The sequence below is a fragment of the Neisseria dentiae genome (assembly GCF_014055005.1).
Taxonomy (GTDB): Bacteria; Pseudomonadota; Gammaproteobacteria; order Burkholderiales; family Neisseriaceae; genus Neisseria; species Neisseria dentiae.
Genome location: NZ_CP059570.1, coordinates 1,908,415 through 1,931,496, shown reverse-complemented (window position 1 = coordinate 1,931,496; position 23,082 = coordinate 1,908,415). Strand labels below are relative to the sequence as shown.

The window sequence follows — 23,082 nt, the reverse complement described above, 5'->3', positions numbered from 1 at the left end:
AGGCAGGGAAGTGCTTATAGTGGCCTGAAACGCAAGCTGATGTTTATTTACATATGCAGCAGATCGGACTTGAAGTGCAACTTTCCACAACAGAAAAAGCCAGTACGCGGTAGCATATCCGCTTCCCGACAAGAAAGATTACCATGAGCTACACACAACTGAACCAAGATGGAGAATACCACATCCAATACCTCTATCGTCACCACACCATCACCGAAATTACCAAATAGTTTGACCGCCGCAAAAGCACCATCAGCCGCGAAATCAGACAACTTTGTGCCCAAAGGGGTAATACAACGCTGAAAATACCCAACAGCGAAGCCGCCAAAACAAACAGAGCAAACGGAAACTCTATAAGCTCCATTCCTGGCTGATTCGACAAAATCGCCCCCTTATTCTTCACACACACCACCCAATCACGCTCTATCGCAGCACTGTTTACCGCCGTCTGCACCAAGACAAAAGCAATGGCGGAACTCTGTGGCAATATCTCCGAATAGGCAGCAAACCTTACCGTAAAAAGTACGGCAGCAGTATAGAAAAGCCCCCTGGCCATCGTTGAACAAAAAAATTCAGCATTGGTGATTGGGAGGCCGACACCATCGTCGGCAAAGATCAGCAAAACGCACTATTGACCTTGGTTAAGCGGATTATCTGCTACACCATCATCTGCAAATTGAAGAATTTCAAAGCCAAAGACACTGCCAATGCCGTTATAAGGGTATTGAAGGGTACATAAAGCTGGGGAACATACTATCACTGTGGGTAACGGCAAAGAATTCTACAGGCACATCCAAATAGCTAAAGCATTGGTGGCGGAAACTTATTTTGCTGTCCTTACCATTCTTGAGAGAAAGGGCTGATTGAAAACACCAACGGACCCATCCGTCAATATTTTCCCAACAAACGGTTTTCCGCAACATCAGTTCTCGGCAAATACGCTGGGTTCAAGATGAATTGAAACACCAAGTGTTTTATTCTTAAAATCTGTTCCAACCACTACTACCTGAGTGTTGTGCTTGAAACTCATGATGATGATGTAGGAAATTCTAGCGTTGTTTACACTTTCCGTTTTTGCATGCAGACCCATTTTGGGATTTTTGAGGGTTGTCAAGAATACCGAAAGGTACGGCAAAGCCGCATTGTTCTTGAGAATGCTCAAAAATCACGAAACCATCATTCCAGCAAAAAGCAAAAGTCGTTTGGCATAAAAAGTGTAAACAACCCGACCTTTTCCCACATCTAAGAGGGTTGGAAACACAATCGTTTTGCCCATTAGAAGCTAAGTTCTCTAAAAAATCAGCCAAAATATTAATTAAGCGAAAAATTAGATTGATTAACTATGGTCATATTCATTTCAGAAGTCCATTATGACCGCTAATCTACTTCAGTTCTTAAAAAAAGCCCTGAGAAAATCTCAGGGCTTTTTTTAACGGATGGCAATCAGCCTTCAACCTTCACTTCTACACGGCGGCCTGCGGCATTGTTGCCTTGGGCTGCTGTAGTGTTTTCCGGTTTGCGTAATTCGATGTTTTTGGCATCAACGCCTTGTGCCTTTAAGAAAGCTTCTACTGCTTGGGCGCGTGCTTTCGACAGTTTTTCATTGGCGGCTGCATTGCCGGTGCTGTCGGTGTAGCCGCTGACAACCAGTTTTTTGCCTTCTTTGCCGGCTTTAATCAGATCAGTCAGGATAGCGGCTGCGTTGGCGGCCACTTCGCTTTTACCGGTGGCAAAGTAGAAAGTGCCGACAGGTGTGCCGGATTGGGTGTCGTAAGTTACATCGGCCTTGTCGGCGGCAGGCTCTGCAGGAGTAGAAGCGGCTTGGGGGGCGGAAGCTGCCGGTTCGGAAGCCGGAGTTGTGCCGGCAGACGCAGCAGCGGGAGCAGCTTCGGCAGGTTTGGCCGGCGCTTTACCGTCTTTGTTAGACAAGCCCCACACATAGGCGGTCATGATGTGCAGTTTGTCTTTATCCAAGAAACTGTCCCAAGCGGGCATTTGGTTGTGGCGGCCGTTAGTGATGGTTTCGATAATGGCTTTTTGGGTGCCGCCCCACAACCAAACGCTGTCGGTGAGGTTCGGGCCCAAGCCTTGGATACCTTGGCCTTTGTCGCCGTGGCAGGTGAAGCAGTTGGCGGGCGGGCCGTTAAACAGCAGTTTGCCGCGCTCGGCACGGGTTTCGTCGTATTGGTCTTTGCCTTTGGAGAGCGACATCACATAGTTGGCAACGTCTTTTACGCGCTCCTCACCCAAAGCAGGGCCCCAAGCAGCCATGGTGCCGATGCGGCCTTTTTGAATGGTTTCCTGGATTTTGGCAGGTTCGCCACCCCATAACCAGTCGTGATCGGTGAGGTTGGGGAAGCCTTTGGAACCTTTGGCATCGGAGCCGTGGCATTGGATACAGTAGGTATCGAACAGGTTTTTACCGATGCGTTGGGCTTGCGGGTCTTTGGCTACCTGTTCGATCGGCATATTGGCAAACTTGGCATACAGTTTGCCATATTGTTCGTCTGCTTTTTGAACTTCTTTTTCGTATTGGTTGGTGCTGCTCCAGTTCAGGTAGCCTTTGTAGTCACCCAGGCCCGGGTATAAAAACAGATAGGCTGCGCCGAAAATCCAAGTGGCGATATAGAGCCAAAACCACCAGCGGGGCAGGGGGTTGTTGTATTCTTCGATGCCGTCCCATGAGTGGCCCATGGTTTTAACGTCTTCGCCTTTGGGCGGTGCTTTGACTTTGTTTTGCGAAAGCAGAAGCCAAATCAAGCCGATGAAGCTGAGCAATACGATAACGGCAATGTATATGTTCCAGAAATTGCTGGTAAATTGGGAAGTTGTGTTCATTATTTGCTCCGTTGTCACGGGAAACCGGGTTAGTGCCCGCTTTTTTCGTTATCGGGGGTGTCGTTGTCTTCCATGATGCTGTTGGCGGCATCATCGTAATTGCGCTTATTGCGTTTGTGCAGCACGATATACAGAACCAACATGAAGCTAACGAACACCCATACGGTAAAGAGCGAGCGCGCCCAGTTTATATCCATGATGTTACCTTACGTTTTTCAGTGCCAAACCCAAGCCTTGCAGGTAAGCAATCACAGCATCCAATTCTGATTTGTTGGCCAGTTCTTCGGGTGCTTTTGCGATTTCTTCGTCGCTGTAAGGTGTGCCGATTGCGCGCAGTGCTTTCATATGTTGCACGGTTGCTTCGGCATCGACTTTATTACGCGCCAGCCACGGGAAAGCGGGCATGTTGGACTCGGGCACAACGTCGCGCGGATTCAGCAGGTGGAGGCGGTGCCATTCGTCGGAATAGCGGCCGCCCACGCGGGCCAAGTCGGGGCCGGTGCGTTTGGAACCCCATTGGAACGGGCGGTCGTAAACGGATTCGCCGCCTACGGAGTAGTGGCCGTAACGCTCGGTTTCCGCACGGAACGGGCGGATCATTTGGGAGTGGCAGTTGTAGCAGCCTTCGCGAACATAAATATCGCGGCCGGCCACTTGCAGGGCGGAGTAGGGCTTAACGCCTTTAATCGGCTCTGTTACCGACTTGGTAAAGAACAACGGTACAATCTCAATCAAAAGGCCGAAGCTGATCACCACGAAGGTAAAGATAATCAACACGCCGACTTTTTCTTCGACTAATTGTTGTAATTTCATTTTGGTAGCCTGTCTTTCTTTTATCTTAGTGGTGTTGCGCTTGAGAAACGGCAGGAATTTCGGCATCAACGGGCTTGCCGCCGATAACGGTGCGGTAAACGTTGTAGGCCATGATTACCATACCGGTCAGATACAGCAGGCCGCCGGTGAAGCGAATCATATAGAAAGGCATGCTGCGTTTAACCGATTCAACGAAAGAGTAGGTGAGTGTGCCGTCGTCGTTCAACGCGCCCCACATCAGACCCTGCATCACGCCGGAAATCCACATGGAAGCGATGTAGAGCACAACGCCGATGGTGGCAATCCAGAAGTGCGCTTCGATCAGTTTGGTGCTGTACATTTCTTTTTGGCCGAACAGGCGCGGAATCAGGTAGTAAATCGCGCCGATGGTAACGAAGCCTACCCAGCCCAAAGCGCCTGAGTGAACGTGGCCCACGGTCCAGTCGGTGTAGTGGCTCAATGCGTTGACGGTTTTAATCGACATCATCGGGCCTTCGAAAGTGGACATACCATAGAACGAGAGGGAAACCACCAGGAATTTCAAAATCGGGTCGGTGCGCAGTTTGTGCCATGCGCCGGATAAGGTCATGATGCCGTTAATCATGCCGCCCCATGAGGGTGCGAACAGAATCAATGACAACACCATGCCCAAAGATTGGGTCCAGTCGGGCAGTGCGGTGTAGTGCAGGTGGTGGGGGCCTGCCCACATATAGGTGAAAATCAGCGCCCAGAAGTGCACGACAGACAAACGGTAAGAGTAAACCGGGCGGCCGGCTTGTTTGGGTACGAAGTAATACATCATGCCCAAGAAAGCGGCGGTCAGGAAGAAGCCCACGGCATTGTGGCCGTACCACCATTGAACCATGGCGTCGATGGCACCCGAGTAAAGCGGATAAGATTTCATGGCGCCGGCAGGAATGGCCAGGCTGTTAACGATGTGCAGCAATGCCACGGCCAAAATAAATGCGCCGTAGAACCAGTTGGCTACATAGATGTGTTTGATTTTCCGGGTGGCGATGGTGCCGAAGAACACGATGGCGTAGGCAACCCATACCAACGCAATCAGGATATCGATCGGCCATTCCAATTCGGCATATTCCTTACCCTGGGTATAGCCCAGCGGCAGGGTGATGGCGGCCAAAACGATAACCAGCTGCCAGCCCCAGAATGTGAAGGCGGGCAGCCATTTGCCGCCGAACAGGCGCACGTTGCAGGTGCGCTGCACTACATAATATGATGTGGCGAACAAGCCGCAGCCGCCGAAGGCGAAAATCACCGCATTGGTGTGCAGCGGGCGCAGGCGGCCGAAGTGGAACCAAGGTCCGATGTCTGCAAGGTTGAGGGCGGGCAGGAACAGTTGGGCGGCGATAATCACCCCCACCAGCATGCCCACGATACCCCAAACTACAGTCATGATGGCAAATTGGCGCACCACCTTGTAGTTATATGTTTGCGTTTCCATAAGGGTCTCCATTAAACATGGCAATTTACACTTATCGGTTTGCTCCGGCTTGCTGAAACACACCAAAGATACACCCGATTTTTCTTAATTTAACACCGAGTAGTTGCGCGGATAGGCAATTTACGGCAGCTTAACCCGTGCATTCTAAATCAAAACCCGTGCCGTACCAAGCCGAATCGGCATAAAACCGCAATTTTTACCGAGCGGGGCGGGTTGATTTCGGCCATATTTTGTTAGATTATAGATTCACTACATAAAGTTTCTTGACATAAGTCAAATTTACTCAAGCAGCCATACAAACTTTAACCGTGCCGGTAATGCCATGATCCAATACACCCTCACTCCCGAACCAGCCGCCCATCTGTGGCGGGTTTGTTTGAGTTTTTATTCAAAAGATAACCGTCCTTTACAAATCAAGCTGCCCAATTGGGTTCCGGGCAGTTATCTGATTCGCGATTTTTCGCGCCATATCATCTCTATCGAGGCCTGCTGCAATGGTAGGCCGGTTGCATTGGAACAGGTGTCGAAAAACGAATGGACGGCTGAGAACCCGGGCGGAGAGTGGCAAATCCACTACACTGTTTATGCGTTTGACTTATCCGTGCGCGGTTCGTTTTTGAGTGCGGAGCGCGGCTTTTTCGACGGTGCCTGCCTATTGCTCCGGGTGGAAGGATACGAAAACGGGCTACATCAGATTACTTTCCCGCGATTGCCCGAAAACTGGCAGATTGCCACAACGATGCCGGCGGCGGGCGGGCGTACTTTTCAGACGGCCTCTTATGCCGAACTAATCGATTATCCGTTTGAGCTGGGTTTGTTTGAAACGTTGCACTTCGAGGCTTGCGGTATTCCGCACCGTATCGTTTTGAGCGGGCATTACCGTGATTTCGACCGCGGTCGTTTGCTCGGCGACGTGCAGAAAATCTGCGCGGCCGAGTTGGAAATGTTTGCCGGCGCGGCACCGTTTCAAGAATATCTGTTTCTGCTGCATGTGGGCGATAACATTTACGGCGGTTTGGAGCACATCAGCAGCACGGCGCTCTTGGCCGACCGCAACAGCCTGCCTGCGCGCGGCATGGGCGGGCCGGATGATGCCTATATCCAGCTGCTCGGGTTGTTCGGCCACGAGTATTTCCATGCGTGGAACGTAAAATCCATCAAGCCCGCCGCGTTTGAGCCTTACCGCTTGGACAGCGAAAGCTATACCGAGCAGTTATGGGCGTTTGAGGGCATTACGTCTTATTACGACGATCTGTTTTTAGCCCGCAGCGGCGTGATTGCGCCGGAAGCCTATTTGAAACTGCTGGCGCAAGGCATTACCCGCGTGCAGCAGGGCAAAGGCCGTCTGAAACAGACTTTGGCACAATCAAGTTTTACCGCGTGGAACAAGTTTTACAAGCAAGACGAAAACAGCCCCAATGCCATCGTGAGCTATTATCAGAAAGGCGCACTGGCAGCTTTGTGTCTGGATTTGCAGATTCGCGGCAGAAGCGCGGGCAAGCACAGTTTGGATACGGTGATGCACACGCTCTACCGCAATTGGCGCGAAAACGGCAAAGGCATCGAAGAGCGGCAATGGCAGGCATATTGCCAAGAAATCACCGGTTTGGATTTGAGCGGTTTTTTTCAGACGGCCTTATATTCCACCGACGACCTTCCCCTGCAAAGCAGCTTGGAGCTTGCGGGCGTGAAGTTGGAATGGCTGGCCGCGCCGCACAGCCACGGTGGCGGCTTGGGCGGCGGAGAAGTGATGTGGCCGGCAAGCGATTTGGGCGCACGTTTCAAGCAGGATAACGGCGACATTACTTTAACCCATGTGTTCAACGGCGGCAGTGCCGAGCAGGCCGCGCTGTGCCCGAAAGACAAAATCATCGCCCTAAACGGCTTTGCCTGCACAGCCTTCGAGAAGCAGTGGGCGCAGTTCGATATAGGTGAAACTGTGCATATTCACTATTTCCGCCACGGTGTGTTGCATGAAACTGATTTAACCGTGCAGGCGGCGGAGGCCGATACGGCCATCCTGCATATCGCCGACCGCAGTTTGCTGGCGCAATGGTTGGGTGTGTAGCGGTGGAATGGCAAACGGTTTTCAGACGGCCTGAGACCTTTGCAAGTTGTTTAAGCCGTCTGAAAATATAATAGTGGCTTATTGGGCAGACAAAGCAGCGAAGCCGCAGACAGTGCAGGCGGTGGGGAACCGATTCTGTTGCCGCTTCAGCGGTTTGCAAAATCGTTTTTTGATAAAAAACAGATTGAAAAGATTTGGAAAGGAGCAACCGATGAATATCAGAAAACTGGCCGAAGGGCTGTATATCGCCCCCCAACTCACCCAAGCCGATGCGGCCGATGCGGCGGTGTTGGGCATACGCAGCGTTATCTGCAACCGCCCCGACGGCGAGGCCGACGACCAACCCGCTTTTAACCAAGTGCAGCAATGGCTGGCCGAGGCCGGCATTGCGAATACGGTGCACCAGCCCGTGGTTGCGCCCGCAATCAGCGGGCAGGACACCGCCCGTTTTCAAGTTTTGCTGAACCAAGCCGAAAAACCGGTTTTGGCATATTGCCGCACAGGCACGCGCAGCGCTTTGCTGTGGGCTTACCATCAAGTGCAAAACGGTTTGCCGGTGGCGGAAGCCGTTGCCGCAGCCAAACAGGCGGGCGTAGATTTGGCCAACTTCGAGCAGCGTTTGCAGGAAGCCGCAGCAAACGGTTTGCCCGATAAATAACGCTGCGAGCCGTTTTGTTTCTTGGGGCTGCATCATATATAACCAGAGACCTTTGCAAAATTCATTTAGGCCGTCTGAAATATTCGATTATCGTCATTAGCTTCGCAAGTCTGCTAACCGGCAATAAAAAAACCGTGTAACTTCCAAACAGGAGGGTTACACGGCTTTTTTATTGCGGCGGCCGCTTAGAACAAGGCGCGCAGAATCAGGAAGCACACTACCGACAACACGGCGGCGGCGGGCAGGGTGATCACCCAAGCCAGGCCGATGGGTTTCATCAGCGCCCAGTTGGCGTTGCGGTTTACCAGGCCGATACCCAAAACGGCGCCGACCAAAATGTGGGTGCTGGATACGGGCAGACCCATCAGCGAAGCCAGCATCACCACCGAAGCGGCGGCCAGCTCGGCGGCAAAGCCGGAAGAGGGGTGCATTTCGGCCAGGCTGGTGCCCACGGTTTGAATCACTTCCTTACCGATAAACCACAGGCCGACAATCAGGGCGATACCGAAAGTGAGCATGGCAACGGGCGGAACGGGGGCTTGGGTGCCGATGTCGCCGGTGCGCAAAACATCCATAATCGCGGCAAACGGGCCGATGGCGTTGGCAATATCGTTGGCGCCGTGGCTGAAAGCGAAGCCGGCGGCGGTAAACACCTGCATCCAGCTGAACATCAGGAAAGTGGATTTGCCCAAATCTTTGCGTTTGAGGGTTTTGGCGTAGATGAAAGTGGCCATCCAAATGGCGGCGCCTATCATGAAGATGGTGAGGTAGCTGCTCACATTGCTCATGCCCAGGTGCAGGTTTTTCAAGCCTTTGAAAATCAGCATGGCGGCAATCATCATGCCGCCCAAAGAGGCGATCAGCGGCACCCATGAATGCAGGGCTTTGTAGGCATCGATGCCGCTTTTGCGGTGGTCGATATCGTATAATCCTTTATAGTAGGAAGATTCCAGCTCCGACGGGTCTAAATCGGCTTCGCCGTAAATCTGCGCATCACGGGCCATGGCGGTGGCGCATTCGATTTTGGCCGATTCGTCGAGGCTTTCGAAGTGCAGGCGGTGCTGTTCTTTAAAGGCTTTCTTTTCCTGTTTGATGGCTTTCAGGCTTTCTTCGGCCGAGGTGTTGTAGTCTAAAACGTGTTTTTTAATCTGTGAAAACAGAATATAGGAAACCAAGCCGCCGAGCACGGGTGAGAGCACCCACGAAACGACGATTTCACCCAAGTTGCCCCATTGGATGAGCGAGAACGTGTTGCCGTCGCCGCTGATCATGCCCAAGCACAGCGCGCTGCCGACGATGCCGCCGATAATGGCGTGGGTGGTGGACACGGGAAAGCCTTTTTTGGTGGCGAACAGCAGCCACAGGGCGGCGGCCAAGAGCGCCGACATCATGATATACACAAACTGCATCGGCTCGAGGTGCATTTCGTTCAGATCAACAATGCCTTTGCGGATAGTGTCGGTTACTTCGCCGCCGGCAATCACCGCGCCGCTCACCTCGAAAATAGCGGCAATCAGCAACGCCTGCGGAATGGTGAGCGTGCCGGCGCCCACACTGGTGCCGAACGAGTTGGCTACGTCGTTACCGCCGATATTGAAGGCCATAAACACGCCGAACAGCGTGGCCAGCAGAAACAGCATGGTGTGGTTGTGGTTGGTGTAGCCCAAGCCCCAGAAAATAAAATAGCCGACCATGCCGATCAGCAGGGCGGCAAAAGCAAGGTTGATTTTTTGTATGGAAGATGAGTTCATTTCGGTGTGAACCTCGGGTTATCGAAAAGGAATGCAGGACGTTGCGCCGCAGGCGTGCCCGTTGATAAAAAATAACGCCGCGGGGCGGCAACTTATACGTTCTTAACATTTATTATAAAGCTATTGCCGCATTGCGTCATGAAATACTTGATGTGTGTTTTATATCGGTATTTTTATCGGCGGCAGTCAAATAGGTTACAATTGCAGCTTTTCAGACGGCCTCAAAACCATGAACGAACAACTTTATATCGGATTGATGTCCGGCACCAGCATGGACGGCGTGGATGCCGTGCTGGTGCGAATGGCGGGCGGGCGCTGGCTGGCTGCCGAAGCCCATGCATTCCTGCCTTATCCGGGTCGTTTGAAAAGCGAACTGATCGATTTGCAGAACACGGGCTTCAACGAATTGCACCGCAGTATGCTGCTGGCACAAGAACTCGGCGGATTATATGCACAGATTGTTACAGCTTTATTACAAAACGAGCGTCTCTCCCCGCAAGACATCACCGCCGTCGGCTGCCACGGCCAAACCGTCCGCCACGCCCCCGAAAGCGGCTACAGCATACAGCTTGCCGATTTGGCGCGGGTGGCCGAAACGAGCGGCATTCTAACCGTGGGCGACTTCCGCAGCCGCGACTTGGCGGCAGGCGGGCAGGGTGCGCCGCTGGTGCCCGCGTTTCACGAAGCCCTGTTCGGCAGTCCGCACGAAACACGCGTAGTGCTCAACATCGGCGGCATTGCCAATATCAGTGTGTTGCCGCCCGGCGAAGCGGCCTACGGTTTCGACACCGGCCCCGGCAATATGCTGATGGATGCGTGGGTGCACCATATCTGGCGGCAGCCTTACGACGAAAACGGTGCCAAAGCCGCAGAAGGCAAAGTGCTGCCCGATTTGCTCGCACAATGGCTGGCGCACCCCTATCTTGCCCGCCCGTATCCCAAGAGCACCGGCCGCGAGCTGTTTTCCCTGCCGTGGCTGCTGCCGCAGCTTTCAGACGGCCTCAACCCGCACGATGTGCTGAAAACCCTGCTCGAATTTACCGCGCAAAGCATTTACGACGCCATAACCTCAGCCGCGCCCGCCGCCCGCAATATTTATGTGTGCGGCGGCGGCATCCGCAATACGGCACTGATGGAAAGCCTGAGCAAACGCTTTGCCGCCCGCAATACCAACCTGCACAGCACCGCCGCGCTCAATCTCGACCCGCAATGGGTGGAAGCCGCCGCCTTCGGCTGGCTCGCCGCCGCTTGGGTAAACCGCCTGCCCGGCAACCCTTACCGCGCAACCGGCGCACGCGGGCCGCGCGTTTTGGGTGCGGGCTACCCTGCCTGAAAAGCCTTGGCAAAAATCAAAAACGTTATCAGTTATCAAAAGTATCTGCGTCATACTCGGGCTTGACCCGAGTATGACGGTATTTATGTAAGCATTTCAGACGGCCTTGCAGTGTTTTCTCAAAGGTTTCGGCCTGAAATGCGCAAGCCTCAAACTCTTCTGCGCGCAGCCATGTTTTTTCCGGCTTCGGCCAGCGCTTGCGCGGGCAGGTTTCTGCCGGTTTCAAACAAAGGCTCTTCCAAGGCCAGATGGGCATCGTAGCCGGCGCAGAAGCGTTGGAGCACATCGGCTTGCAGGCGGTAGGCGGGGTCGGCCGAGAGTTCGGCGAATTCGCGCGCTACCGCCGCCCAGTTGGCGTGCAGGCTTTCGTGCTGGTGTTGCAGCGCTTCGATGCTGCTGCGGGTGTACGGAAAATGGCGCAGCAGCAGTGGGAACAAATCCTCTTCTTCGTCTTGGTGGTGCAGCGGCGCGGCGGTGTTGAAGTATTGGCTGATCTGCCTCACGGCCTGCAACACCGCATCGTTGCGTCCGTTGGCGGCAATATAGCCGGGCAGCATCTGCACCTGATTGCAGAAGTTGCGCACTTTGCCGTGGCAGGCGTAGAGCATTTCTATGGGGTCGTCGAAAGTAACGCTGCGGGTATTGAATAAATCCATGGCGGTTTCCTGACGGGAGAGGGGCGCATCACAAAAAGTGCGCGTCGGTTTAATCGGGCGGTGCTTCGGCTGCATCATAAACCTTTCGGCGGCAGATGTTGAGAGGCGGCGCACCAGGCCGTCTGAAAAAGATTCCGCCCGCCGCACGGCACGCCGTTTTGCGCTACAATACGCGCTTAAAACCGAGTTGAAGAAACCGTATGAAAGAACACAAGGCCCGCAAACGTTTCGGGCAGAATTTTTTGCAGGACACCCGCATTATCAACGACATCGTCAATGCCGTGCGCCCGCAGCCCGGCGATGTGGTGATTGAAATCGGCCCCGGGCTGGCGGCGATTACCGGGCCGTTGGCAAAAAAGCTCGACAAACTGCATGTGGTCGAAATCGACCGCGATATCGTGAGCCGTCTGAAAACGCTGCCGTTTGCCGACAAACTGGTGATACACGAGGGCGACGTGCTGCAATTCGATTTCAACAGCGTGGCGGGCAAAAAGAAAATCGTCGGCAACCTGCCCTACAATATTTCCACGCCGCTGCTGTTCCGCCTGAGCGAAGTGGCCGACGATGTGGCCGATATGCACTTTATGCTGCAAAAAGAAGTGGTCGAGCGCATGACGGCGCGGCCGAAAACCAACGACTACGGCCGCTTGAGCGTGATGCTGCAATACTTTTTCGAGATGGAAACCTTGATCGACGTGCCACCCGAATCGTTCGACCCCGCGCCGAAAGTGGATTCCGCCGTGGTGCGTATGATTCCGGCGAAACACCGGATCGGCGAGGCGCAAGATTTCGGGCATTTTGCCAAACTGGTCAAACAGGCGTTTGCCCAGCGCCGCAAAACCATACGCAACAATCTGAAAGACATTGCCGCCGATGAAGATTTGCAGGCCGTGGGCATCAACCCGCAAGACAGGGCCGAACATATCGGGCCGGAACTGTATGTGAAACTGAGCAATTATTTGGTGAAACAGGCCGTCTGAAAACAGGATAATAAAAAATGATCAAATTCAAAAACGTACACAAACACTTTAAAGATTTGCACGTGATTAACGGCGTGAATCTGGAAGTGAAGCAGGGTGAAGTGGTGGTGGTGTGCGGCCCTTCGGGCAGCGGCAAATCCACCCTAATCCGCACCGTCAACCAGCTCGAAACCATTGAGAGCGGCGAAATCTGGGTGGACGGCATGAATGTGGCCGATCCGAAAACCGATTTGAACAAAGTGCGCGAAGAGGTGGGCTTTGTGTTTCAGAGTTTCAATCTCTATCCGCATTTGAGCGTGCTTGAGAACATCATTCTTTCGCCGATGAAAGTGAAAAAGCAAAGCCGCGGGCAGGCCGAGAAAAAAGCGATGGAGCTGCTCGAGCGTGTGGGTTTGGCGCATAAAAAAGACGCCATGCCCGGCCAGCTTTCAGGCGGCCAGCAGCAGCGGGTGGCGATTGCCCGCGGCCTGGCGATGGAGCCGCGCGTGATGCTGTTCGACGAACCGACTTCGGCGCTCGACCCCGAAATGGTGGGCGAAGTGCTGCGCGTGATGAAAGACTTGGCCAACAGCGGCATGACCATGATGTGCGTTACCCATGAAATGGGCTTTGCCCGCGAAGTGGCCGACCGCGTGATTTTCGTTGATCACGGCCAAATCATCGAAGAGGGAACGCCCGAGGAATTTTTCACCAACCCGAAGCATGAGCGTGCGAAGCAGTTTTTGCAGCAGGTGATGAAACATTGAGCTGCGGGCGTGTAAGGAAAAGGGGAATGAGGCCGTCTGAAAGGGTGTGTGGTTTCAGATTGGCCTTTCGGAATTCTGCCGGGCCGTCTGAAACACCGATTGCGTCATACTCGGGCATGACGCAGAAATTGTGAGATGTCGGAATATTTTGTAAAGGTTTCAGGCCGTCTGAACAGGTGAAACAATGAAAAAACTGCTTTATTTTCTGGTTGTATTATTTTCTTTATGCGGCGCGGCACACGCGGAAATCGACGCTTCCAAACTGCTGCCGCCCGAACAGGCGTTTGTGCCGCAGGTAAACGCCACCGCAGAAGGCATCAACGTGCAGTTTGCCGTGGCCGACGGTTATTATCTGTATCAATCGAAAATGATGGCCGACACCGACCCGGCCGGTTTGTTGTCGGCGCCGAAATTCAGCAAAGGCGAAGAAAAAGAAGACGAGTTTTTCGGCCGGCAAACGGTTTACCACCGTGCCGCGCAAGTCAACTGGCCGTATGCCAAGCCCGTGCGAAACTATAAATTAACGTTGCGCTATCAGGGCTGCGCCGATGTGGGCGTGTGTTATCCGCCCACCGAAACCACGTTTGAGATTAAAGGCGAAGGGCTGTACCAACCCGCTGCGGCAGCCGGCGGCAACCCTTTTTTGCAGCCCGCACCGTCGCTTTCAGACGGCCCGGCAGCCAAACCGGCCGCGCGCTCGGGCGACGGCGGCTTCAAACTTTCTTGGGATAATTTGAACGCCAACCTGTTGGCGTTTTTTCTCGCGGGCTTGGGCTTGAGTTTTACCGCCTGTATGTATCCGCTGCTGCCGATTGTGTCGGGCATTGTGGTGGGCGATAAAAACACCGGCAAAGGCCGTGCGTTTGTGCTGTCGATGGTGTATGTGCAGGGCTTGGCGCTCACTTATACCGCCGTGGGCGTGGTTGCGGGGCTGACGGGCGCGCTGCTGACCGTGTGGCTGCAACAGCCGTGGGTGGTGCTGGCGGCGGCGGCGGTGATGGTGGCGCTGGCCTTGTCGATGTTCGGCGTATTTACCGTGCAGCTGCCCGCTTCGGTGCAGGGGTATTTCCAAAACCAAAGCAGCAAACTTTCGGGCGGCAAAATCGCTTCGGTGTTTGTGATGGGTATGCTTTCCGCGCTGATTGTCGGCCCCTGCGTGGCGCCGCCGCTGGCGTTCGCGCTGGGCTATATCGGCCAAACCGGCGATGCCGCCCTCGGCGGTTTGGCGCTGTATGCGCTGGCCGTCGGCACGGGTGTGCCGCTGGTTGCCGTGGGCACGTTCGGCGGCCACATCCTGCCGAAAGCGGGCGCGTGGATGAACGGCATCAAGTATGCGTTCGGCTTTATTCTGCTGGCGGTGGCGGTGTATCTGGCCACGCCTTTCCTGCCTTATCCGCTGGTTGCCGCGCTTTACACTTTATTGATGGTGATTCCCGCCGGCCTGCTGCTGGCCAAAGTGCCGAAAACGGCAGGCCGTCTGAAAAGCGTGTGCGTGTTGCTGGGGGCGTTTTTATTGGCGGGCGGTTCGTGGTTCGCCTATCAGAGCGCCAACCGGCAAACCACCGCGCTGCACCATTTTCTCACCCTGATTCCGCCCGCGGCCGGAGAGGAAGGCGCACACGGGCAGGTTTACACCGATACGGCGCAATTGAAAGCCGCGATGCAAAAGGCCTTGCAGCAAAACCCCGCCAAGCCCGTGCTGCTTGATTTTTATGCCGACTGGTGCATTTCGTGCAAAGAAATGGCGGCCTACACGCTCAACCAGCCGCAGGTGCACGAAGCGGTGGATATGGAACGCTTTTTCCAAATCGACGTTACCGCCAACACGCCCGAGCATCAGGCGCTGCTGAAAGAATACGGCTTGTTCGGCCCGCCGGGTGTGTTTGTTGTGCGCGCCGACGGCAGCCGCAGCGAAGCCCTGCTGGGGTTTGTGAAGCCCGACGCGTTTATCGAGTGGTATCGGCAGAACGAGCGTTAGCCGTACGCTTGGCCGGAAATAACAAATAGGCCGTCTGAAACGTTTTCAGACGGCCTTTCAAGCATTCAGCACGATGGGTTTGAGTGTGCATCAGCTGCGGTAGTCGGCATTAATCGACACATATTCGTGCGACAAATCGCAGGTGTAAACGGTGGCGCATTCGCGGCCGCGCTGCAAGTCGATGCGCACGGTGATTTCAGCGCGGTTCATCACGGCCTGGCCCTGTTCTTCGGTGTAGCCATCGGCGCGGCCGCCGTTTTCGGCCACCAAAACATCGTCGAGCCACAGGCGCACTTTGTCGGTGTCGAAGTTTTCCAGCCCCGCATAGCCGATGGCGGCAAGCAGGCGGCCGAGATTGGGGTCGGAAGCGAAAAAGGCGGTTTTCACCAGCGGCGAGTGGGCGACGGCGTAGGCAACTTGGCGGGCTTCGGCGCGGCCGGCGGCGTTTTCCACCCGAATGGTGATGAATTTGGTGGCACCCTCACCGTCGCGCACGATGGCCTGCGCCAGCTCGAGCGCAAGGCCGGCGAGCAGGGCTTTCAGTTGGTCGTAGCGCGGGTCGGCGATATTGTCGATTTCGTTTTGGCCGTTTTTGCCGGTGGCCACTATCACGAAGCTGTCGTTGGTGCTGGTGTCGCCGTCAACGGTGATGGCGTTGAACGATGAATCGGCCACTTCCTGCGTGAGCATCTGCAAAACGGGTTGCGAAACTTTGGCGTCGCACACGATGAAGCCGAGCATGGTGGCCATGTTGGGGCAGATCATGCCGGAGCCTTTGGCGATGCCGGTGGCGCGCACGGTGTGGCTGTTGCCCACCCTGCCTTCGCGGCTGGCGGCTTTGGGTACGGTGTCGGTGGTCATGATGGCGCGGGCGGCGCGGTCCCAGTGTACGGGTTTCACATCGGGCAGGGCGGCGGTGATTTTCTGCGCGGGCAGCGGTTCGAGAATCACGCCGGTGGAGAACGGCAGCACTTGTTCGGGCGTGCAGCCGACTTGCTCTGCGGCGGCGCGGCACACGGCCAGCACGTCTTCGCGGCCTTGCATGCCGGTGCCGGCGTTGGCGTTGCCGGTGTTGATAACCAGCGCGCGGATGCCGTTTTCGTTGGCCAGGTGTTCTTTGGCGATATAAACGGGTGCGGCGCAGAAACGGTTTTGGGTGAACACGGCGCCGACGGTGTTGCTGCGGTTGAGCACAATCAGGGTTAAGTCGTCGTGGCCGGTTTTTTTTACGCCGGCCTGACCGACGAACACTTGCACGCCGTCAACGGTAAGCAATTCTTCCGCATTTTTTTCTTTTAAATTCACTGCCATTTATAAGGTCTCCTTGGAAACAGCCTGTTGGGCGGCGTTTTCTTCCTGAACACGCTGCCGGTAACGCGCGCCTGCCGCATGGTAAAACGGTTTGGGGGAAAACTGGCGCGACACCTGAGATGCAAAAATAGCACCAATCAGCAGCCAAAACAACAGATTCTGTCCGCCTGTCATTTCCATCACCACCACGCTGGCGGTGAGCGGCGATTGGGTGGCGGCGGCCAGAAACGCAGTCATGCAGATCAGCACCAGCACGTTGATGCCGGTTTGCAGGCCGGCGATGTCGGCGATATGCTGGCCCAACATGGCGCCGACGGTGAGCGAGGGGGTGAAGATGCCGCCGGGAATGCCCGCCCAATAAGAAAGCACGGTGGCCGCCCATTTGGCCAATGCCACGCCGGCCGGGGCTTCGTACATGCGCCGCAGTGCGCCGGAGGCTTCGTGATAGCCCGTGCCGAAGGTCTGCCCCTGATAGAGTGTGCCGATGGCGGCCAGCAGCAGACCGATAATGGCGGCCAGCAGCACGGGGTGGCGGCGTATCAGGCCGCGCCACCGCTCGGGCGCAAACGCTGCCGCGCCCTTATAAAGCAGCCGCGCAAACAGGCCGCCCGCCACGCCGCAAATCAAGCCGCACAGCAGCACCCAGGCGAGCATATGGTTGAGCTGCGTGCCGTGAAAGCCTGAAAAATAAGGGTTGTTGCCCTGTATGGCCACTTGGATGAAACCGGCCGCCAGTACGCCGATGAAAATCTGCCGCTCCCAGCGCAGCATCACGCCGCGCCCCAATTCTTCGATGGCAAACACCACGCCTGCCAGCGGCGCGTTGAACGCTGCGGCCAAGCCGCCCGCCGCGCCTGCGGCAATCAAATCGTTTTCCTGCATGCCTTTAAAAGCCAGGTTGTGTTTTTTACACCACGCGCCCCATGCCGCCATCACCGCTGCGCCCACCTGCACCGACGGCCCTTCGCGACCGATAGATGCGCCCGCCAGCATACCCAAAAAGGTAAACGGGATTTTCAGCATGGTCTGCCCCAGCTTGATCAGGCGCAGTTTCTGTGCGCCGTAGGGCAGGGAAAGCGAAGCCAGCACCTGCGGAATGCCGCTGCCTGCCGTGTAGGGCGCGAAACGGCGCGTCAGCCACACAATCAGCGGCAGACCCAGCGGCAGCGCCACCCAGGCGAACCACGGGTATTTTTTAACCAGCAGCGCGTTTTGCTCCAGCGCGAAGTCGGCCATATGGGCAAACAGCAGCGACACCAACGCCACCATCGCCGCGCCCGCCAGCAGAAAGGCGAAGGCAACGGTTTTGCGCGACAGCCGCTGGGTTTGCCGGATTTTGTGAATGGTTTTTCGCTTCAGGATGCGGTAACGGGTGGTGAAATCGGTGTTCATAGCCAAGAGCCTGCCGGTTTGAAGGGGTGTATGGGAGCCTGCCACAATCGCAGGCGTTATTATGAACCGATTGCGCGGGCGCATCAAAGCCTGAAGGCCGTCTGAAAACAACGCTTCAAACGGCCTTCAGGTTCTGCCAAGTAAATTAATCGGTTACTTAATTTATGCCCTCTGCTATACTTTGCGCCTTATTTTTGATACACGGGTTTTTTTATGCCGCAAACCAGCCGTTTCAACACCACCGGCCCCAAAATCGGTCTGAGCGTGCGCCTGGCCGAAAACCGGCAGGAAATCGAAGCCGCGCAACGCTTGCGCTACCAAGTGTTCGCCGGCGAGTTGGGTGCAGATATCCAAAGCAGCAACGGCTTGGATACCGACGAATACGACCAACACTGCCACCACCTGCTCGCTTTCGACGAAGCCACCGGCGAAGTGGTGGGCTGCTACCGCCTGATTACCGAAGAAGCCGCCCGCACCGTCGGCTCATGGTATAGCGAACACGAGTTCGACCTCTCACCGCTGCACGATATTCTGCCGCAAACCGTAGAGCTGGGCCGCGCCTGCATCCACCCCGAATACCGCAACGGCGGCCTGATTATGCTGTTGTGGACGGGCCTTGTGAAATTCATGCACGACGAAAACCTGCGCTTTATGATCGGTTGCGGCAGCATCAGCACCGCCGACGGCGGCCACGAAGCGGCCGGGCTGTATCATGTGTTGAAAGAAAAATACCTTGCGCCCGAGCAATGGCGCGTGCGCCCGCTCAACCCGCTGAAATGGAGCGAACTCACCCCCGCAGCCAACCCCGAATGCCCGTCGCTGATTAAAGGCTACCTTAAAGCCGGCGCCTGGTTTTGCGGCGAACCGTGCGTGGATGAAGCCTTCAACTGCGCCGACGTGCTGATTCTGATGGACATCACCCAACTCAACGACCGCTACCTGCAACGCTTTGCACCTAAAATCTGAAAACAGGCCGTCTGAAAGCCCGAGTCGCGCAACGCAGCTGCTTGCACATGCCGGAAACCTTTCAGACGGCCTCAGTAAAAATACCGCAACACAAATCTGTTTTACTCACACCATGACCACACTGCGCACCGTTTTCCGCCTGCTCTGCATCGGCATCTGCCTGCTCTACGGCATGGCAGAAATGTTTTTTCTTTTTCCCTTTTACAGCAAACAGCGCAAGCTGCGCGCCATCCAGCTATGGTCGCTGCGCGTGCTCGCCTCCTGCGGCCTGAAGCTCGAAACCTACGGCAAACTGCCCGAAGCAGGGCAGGGGCAGATGATGATCAGCAACCACATTTCCTGGCTCGACATCATGGCCGTTAACGGCGCCTTTCCCGGCCGCTTCGTTGCCAAAGACGACGTGGCCAAATGGCCGGTAGTCGGCTATCTGGCCACGCAGGCGCAAACCGTTTACGTTACCCGCAACAAAGGCACCGAAGGCAACAGCGAAAAAATCCGCCACGTTACCGAAGCCCTCAAAAACGGCGACACCGTTACCCTGTTCCCCGAAGGCACCAGCACCGAAGGCCGCGAAATCCTGCCGTTTAAAACCAGCTTTTTTCAGGCGGCCTACGAAGCGGACGTGCCGCTGATACCGGTGCTGTGCCGCTACCCCAACCCCGACGGCAGCAGCCCCAACCCCGCCATGGCCTACTACGGCGACATCAGCCTGATACAGTCTATCCGCATGATTATCAGCCAGCCCGGCGGCGTGGCCGAACTGCATTTTCTCGACCCCGTGCCCTCCGGCCCCGACCGCCAGGCCATCGCCCGCGACATTCACCGCAGGCTGAGCGAAAAGCAGCGTGATTTGGGGTAGGCCGTCTGAAATATCCGGTTTGCCGTAAAATGGTAGTCAAACCGCCATCAATCATTTTCATTAGTGAAAGGCCGTCTGAAAAAATTGTTTCAGACGGCCTTTATTCATACTGCCCTGTTTTTTCATCCGGTTAAACGGCAAACCGGCATCAGAAGCTATAGTGAATTAAAATAAGAATTCCGAACTTTACTCCCCCTTACCAGCAGAAAAAAATGGCCTACCCGATAGAACTCCGACAAAAAGCAATCGAATATTACCGGCAATGCCAAAATGCAAGCCAAGTCTGCCGTGTATACGGTATCAGCGACAAAACGCTGAGCAGTTGGCTGCGACTCTATGAACAAACAGGTTCACTGGCGCATCAAGTCAAAGGTGGTAATGCCACAAAAATAGACAGGCAACAGCTTTCAGACTATCTCGAACAGCATCCTGATGCCTACCTGCACGAAATCGCAGAACATTTAGGGTGCAGCCCCCCAAATGTCAGCTACCTGCTCAAAGTCATGGGCATCACACGAAAAAAAAGACCACCACATACAAAGAACAAAAGCCCGAACAAGTAGCCGCTTATCAACAAGCATTGAGCCAATATACTGACTATCAAGCAGTTTTTCTTGATGAAACAGGGTTCGACACCTTTTTTTACCGCCCTTACGCTTACTCGAAAAAAGGCGTACCCGTCAAAGCACAAATCAGCGGCAGAAAATACCAACGTATTTCATTGGTTGCGGCACAAATCCAAGGTAAAGGCAGCCTGATTGCACCCATGACCTATTGCGGCACCATGGACGGCAGCCTGTTCGAAGCATGGTTTGAGCAAATGCTGCTGCCCGAACTGACGGAGAAATCCGTCATCATTATGGACAATGCCCGTTTCCACCGTATGGCGGTTTTGACTGAAATGGCGCAGAAGCAGGGACATAAAGTATTGCCCCTTGCTCCTTATTCACCCGAGCTTAATCCGATTGAAAAGGTATGGGCGAATATTAAAAAGCATTTGCGGAAAGTTTTACCTGCCGTGGGAGATTTTATGACTGCACTGCTACGTAGTTCTTATTTTAATTGACTATATAATTCACCCGCGCCGTAACGCCGCGCGGATTGCCGGGCATATCGTTGGAGCGCCAGTATTTCTGGTTGAGCAGGTTGTTCACCGCCAGCGTGAAGTTAAAGTTTTTGTGGTTCCAGCCGGCCAGCGCGTCCACGCGGGCGAAGCCGGGGATGTTTTCCACTACACCGGTGCGCTCGTTGGTGTAATAGCGTTTGCCGGTGCCGGTGATGCCCAGCTCGCCGTAGAGTTTTTCGGTGGGCGTGTAGCGTACAAACAGATTGCCGGTGATGTTGCTGCTGTTGTTCAGATGACGGCCGACACGCTCCGGATTTTGCGTGTCTTCCAAAATTTTAGCTTCCATCACGCCGATGGAGCCGCGCAGATACCATTTGGGCGCGATTTGCCCCAAGGCACCGAACTCGATGCCGCGCGAACGCTGCTTGCCGCTTACCGCCCATTCGTAGGGCGAATTTTCAGGGTCGGGGCGGTAGCGGATGTTGTAGCGCTCGAGCTGGTAAACCGCCAGCGTGGTGCTGAGGCGGTCGTCCAGCCAAGAGCTTTTGATACCGGCCTCGTATTGTTTGGAAAACTCGGGCGAAGTGTTGGAGTTGGCCTGCTCATCCGCCGAACTCAAGCCCAGATAAGTGCGCCCGCCCAGCGGCGAGAAGCCTTTGTTGTAACCGGCATAGAGGGTGTGGGCGGGGTTAAGGTTCCACACTGCGCCGAAATTGGGGCTGAAGGTATGGCCGCTGTAGCTGTAATGGCTGTTGTCGATAAAGGTGCTGCTTACCTTATAGCGGTCGAAACGGCCGCCCGCCACCAGTTTGATATCGGGCGTAACCGAGAAAATATTTTGTGCAAACAGGCCGTATGAATCGGCTTCGTGGCGGTTGTCGGTCGCCATCGGCAATAGGCGGCCGGAAGCGGGCCAGCTGCTGCGGTTGTAAGGGTTGATCGACACATAATTGCCGCGGAAAGCCAGCTGCGGATGACGTTTTTCGCGGCTGGCATCGAAGCCGATGGTTAAATGGTTGTCGAAACGGCCGATTTTGAATTTGCCGTTGAGGGTGAGGTTGCTCGAAAGGGTTTTATTGTCGGTTTGCTGCCAGGCATAGCTGCGGCTGAGCAGGCCGGTGTCGGCGTTAAACGTGCCGCCGTAGAAGTGGTCGAAATCCTGCGATGCGCTGCGGTGGGCAAGCTGCCATTGCAGGTGCCAATCGGGGTTGAACGCATATTCGAGATTGGAGCGCCAAACTTGCAGCTTGTCTTTCACAAAATCGTTGGGATGGGCAAAGCCTTGGTTGCGCGAAATGCCCATTTGTTCATAAACCGTGCGGCTTGGGCTGCGGTCGGGCGTGCGCTCTACGCTGTCGTAGGTGTATTGCCCTGTCCACTTCAGGCCGTTATCCAGTTTTACCGTAACACTGGGCGAAATCATGGCGTTTTTGCTGTCGATGCCGGAACGGAACGAATTGGCCTTGCCGATTTCGCCGCTCAAGCGCACGGCCACGTTGTCGTCGATCACTTCGTTAATATCAAGGTTCAGGCTGCGTGCGGCATATGATCCGTAAGAAGCCCCTATGTTGCGGCTTTGTTTGAAGTTGGCGTATTTGCTTACCATGTTGATCACGCCACCGCCGTTGGTGCGGCCATAGAGAATGGAAGAGGGGCCTTTGAGGATTTCCACCCGCTCGATATTGGCGGTGCTGCGCCGCACTTGGCCGCTTTCGCGCACACCGTCGCGGTAAATATCGTTGCCGTCTGCCTGAAAGCCGCGGATAAACAGGCTCTCGCCGCGCATATCGTAAGCGGCATCAATACCGGCATTGCCTTCGAGAATCGAGCTTAAATCATTGGTGCCGTAGTTTTTGTTTTTCTGGATATTGAGAATGTCGATGCTTTGCGGTGTTTCTTTCACCAATTGGCCGTTGCGGGTAACGGCGGCTTCGTCGTAATTCACATAGCCTTTCAGAATATTGGTATCGGCCTGGCCGACCACCTCTACAGTAGGCAATACGGCTGAATAGGTTTTGGTATCCGCCGTGTTGTTTTCGGCAAAAGCAGCGGGCATAAAAGCTGCCGCCAGCAACAGGGGCAGGCGGCGCGGACATGAGGGGTGATTGGTCATAACAGTTTCTCAAAAGCGGTTAACGGGTTTTGAGTAAGCGTTCTATTTTTGCGGGCATTATAAAAATGCGCACATAAAAAGTAAATATTATT

18 protein-coding genes and 1 pseudogene are annotated in these 23,082 nt (G+C 55.0%); 10 read left to right on the top strand and 9 right to left on the bottom strand.

What is annotated here, in order from left to right:
• Positions 1–143 precede the first annotated feature (143 nt).
• A pseudogene (locus H3L92_RS13350) lies at positions 144–969 on the top strand (IS30 family transposase); the annotation flags it as partial.
• Positions 970–1,443: 474 nt separating this feature from the next.
• Here the strand turns inward: H3L92_RS13350 and ccoP are convergent.
• From ccoP to ccoN, 4 genes are read right to left on the bottom strand one after another with little or no spacing between them, the layout of a single operon-like run.
• Complete coding sequence (gene ccoP, locus H3L92_RS09095; protein WP_085365431.1) at positions 1,444–2,838, bottom strand: cytochrome-c oxidase, cbb3-type subunit III; 1,395 nt, start codon at positions 2,836–2,838, stop codon at positions 1,444–1,446.
• 29 nt (positions 2,839–2,867) lie between these two features.
• Complete coding sequence (locus H3L92_RS09090; RefSeq protein WP_085365432.1) at positions 2,868–3,035, bottom strand: cbb3-type cytochrome oxidase subunit 3; 168 nt, start codon at positions 3,033–3,035, stop codon at positions 2,868–2,870.
• Between the two features lie 4 nt (positions 3,036–3,039).
• Positions 3,040–3,651 carry a cytochrome-c oxidase, cbb3-type subunit II gene (ccoO, locus tag H3L92_RS09085; protein ID WP_085365433.1) on the bottom strand — a complete coding sequence of 204 codons (612 nt, stop codon included), beginning with the start codon at positions 3,649–3,651 and terminating at the stop codon, positions 3,040–3,042.
• 25 nt (positions 3,652–3,676) lie between these two features.
• Positions 3,677–5,113, bottom strand: coding sequence for a cytochrome-c oxidase, cbb3-type subunit I (ccoN, locus tag H3L92_RS09080; RefSeq protein WP_174222529.1), 1,437 nt, complete (start codon positions 5,111–5,113; stop codon positions 3,677–3,679).
• 322 nt (positions 5,114–5,435) lie between these two features.
• Between ccoN and H3L92_RS09075 the strand changes: the two genes are divergently transcribed.
• Both H3L92_RS09075 and H3L92_RS09070 read left to right on the top strand, forming a co-directional pair.
• Entirely contained in the window at positions 5,436–7,181 is a 1,746-nt protein-coding gene (locus tag H3L92_RS09075; RefSeq protein ID WP_085365435.1) for a M61 family metallopeptidase, read from the top strand.
• 211 nt (positions 7,182–7,392) lie between these two features.
• A complete protein-coding gene (locus H3L92_RS09070; RefSeq protein ID WP_085365436.1) occupies positions 7,393–7,839 on the top strand; it encodes a TIGR01244 family sulfur transferase in 447 nt (148 codons plus the stop codon).
• A 185-nt stretch (positions 7,840–8,024) separates the two neighbouring features.
• On the opposite strand, the gene H3L92_RS09065 is transcribed toward H3L92_RS09070, so the two are convergent.
• Entirely contained in the window at positions 8,025–9,590 is a 1,566-nt protein-coding gene (locus H3L92_RS09065) for an inorganic phosphate transporter (RefSeq protein ID WP_085365437.1), read from the bottom strand.
• Between the two features lie 229 nt (positions 9,591–9,819).
• On the opposite strand from H3L92_RS09065, the gene H3L92_RS09060 reads away from it, so the two are divergent.
• Positions 9,820–10,923 (top strand): anhydro-N-acetylmuramic acid kinase, encoded by a 1,104-nt coding sequence (locus H3L92_RS09060; RefSeq protein ID WP_085365495.1) that lies wholly within the window; start codon positions 9,820–9,822, stop codon positions 10,921–10,923.
• A 149-nt stretch (positions 10,924–11,072) separates the two neighbouring features.
• Here H3L92_RS09060 and H3L92_RS09055 read toward each other — a convergent pair whose 3' ends face one another.
• Positions 11,073–11,579, bottom strand: a complete 507-nt coding sequence (locus H3L92_RS09055) for a hemerythrin domain-containing protein (RefSeq protein ID WP_085365438.1) — start codon at positions 11,577–11,579, stop codon at positions 11,073–11,075.
• 200 nt (positions 11,580–11,779) lie between these two features.
• Between H3L92_RS09055 and rsmA the strand changes: the two genes are divergently transcribed.
• The 3 genes from rsmA (at position 11,780) to dsbD (ending at position 15,283) form a co-directional block, all read left to right on the top strand.
• Positions 11,780–12,559: a 16S rRNA (adenine(1518)-N(6)/adenine(1519)-N(6))-dimethyltransferase RsmA gene (rsmA, locus tag H3L92_RS09050; RefSeq protein ID WP_085365439.1), complete on the top strand. Its 780-nt coding sequence runs from the start codon at positions 11,780–11,782 to the stop codon at positions 12,557–12,559.
• Between the two features lie 17 nt (positions 12,560–12,576).
• Entirely contained in the window at positions 12,577–13,305 is a 729-nt protein-coding gene (locus H3L92_RS09045; RefSeq protein ID WP_085365440.1) for an amino acid ABC transporter ATP-binding protein, read from the top strand.
• Between the two features lie 184 nt (positions 13,306–13,489).
• Positions 13,490–15,283: a protein-disulfide reductase DsbD gene (gene dsbD / locus H3L92_RS09040; RefSeq protein WP_085365441.1), complete on the top strand. Its 1,794-nt coding sequence runs from the start codon at positions 13,490–13,492 to the stop codon at positions 15,281–15,283.
• Positions 15,284–15,373: 90 nt separating this feature from the next.
• Here the strand turns inward: dsbD and argJ are convergent, their stop codons facing one another.
• Together argJ and H3L92_RS09030 are read right to left on the bottom strand one after the other, a co-directional pair.
• Complete coding sequence (gene argJ / locus H3L92_RS09035; protein ID WP_085365442.1) at positions 15,374–16,594, bottom strand: bifunctional glutamate N-acetyltransferase/amino-acid acetyltransferase ArgJ; 1,221 nt, start codon at positions 16,592–16,594, stop codon at positions 15,374–15,376.
• Positions 16,595–17,986, bottom strand: coding sequence for a chloride channel protein (locus H3L92_RS09030; RefSeq protein ID WP_085365443.1), 1,392 nt, complete (start codon positions 17,984–17,986; stop codon positions 16,595–16,597).
• A gap of 213 nt (positions 17,987–18,199) precedes the next feature.
• Between H3L92_RS09030 and H3L92_RS09025 the strand changes: the two genes are divergently transcribed.
• The 3 genes from H3L92_RS09025 to H3L92_RS09015 all read left to right on the top strand — a co-directional run bounded on the left by H3L92_RS09025 (position 18,200) and on the right by H3L92_RS09015 (position 20,877).
• A complete protein-coding gene (locus H3L92_RS09025; protein WP_085365444.1) occupies positions 18,200–18,952 on the top strand; it encodes a GNAT family N-acetyltransferase in 753 nt (250 codons plus the stop codon).
• 112 nt (positions 18,953–19,064) lie between these two features.
• Positions 19,065–19,811, top strand: a complete 747-nt coding sequence (locus tag H3L92_RS09020) for a lysophospholipid acyltransferase family protein (RefSeq protein ID WP_085365445.1) — start codon at positions 19,065–19,067, stop codon at positions 19,809–19,811.
• 212 nt (positions 19,812–20,023) lie between these two features.
• Positions 20,024–20,877 (top strand): IS630 family transposase gene (locus H3L92_RS09015; RefSeq protein ID WP_115336207.1). Its coding sequence is split into 2 segments (ribosomal slippage): positions 20,024–20,339 and positions 20,339–20,877, totalling 855 coding nucleotides; the frame shifts between segments, so codons are not numbered across the junction.
• Here the strand turns inward: H3L92_RS09015 and H3L92_RS09010 are convergent.
• Positions 20,870–22,990 (bottom strand): TonB-dependent receptor, encoded by a 2,121-nt coding sequence (locus tag H3L92_RS09010; RefSeq protein ID WP_085365446.1) that lies wholly within the window; start codon positions 22,988–22,990, stop codon positions 20,870–20,872. The two genes, H3L92_RS09015 and H3L92_RS09010, sit on opposite strands and share 8 nt — an antisense overlap.
• Between the last annotated feature and the right edge of the window lie 92 nt (positions 22,991–23,082).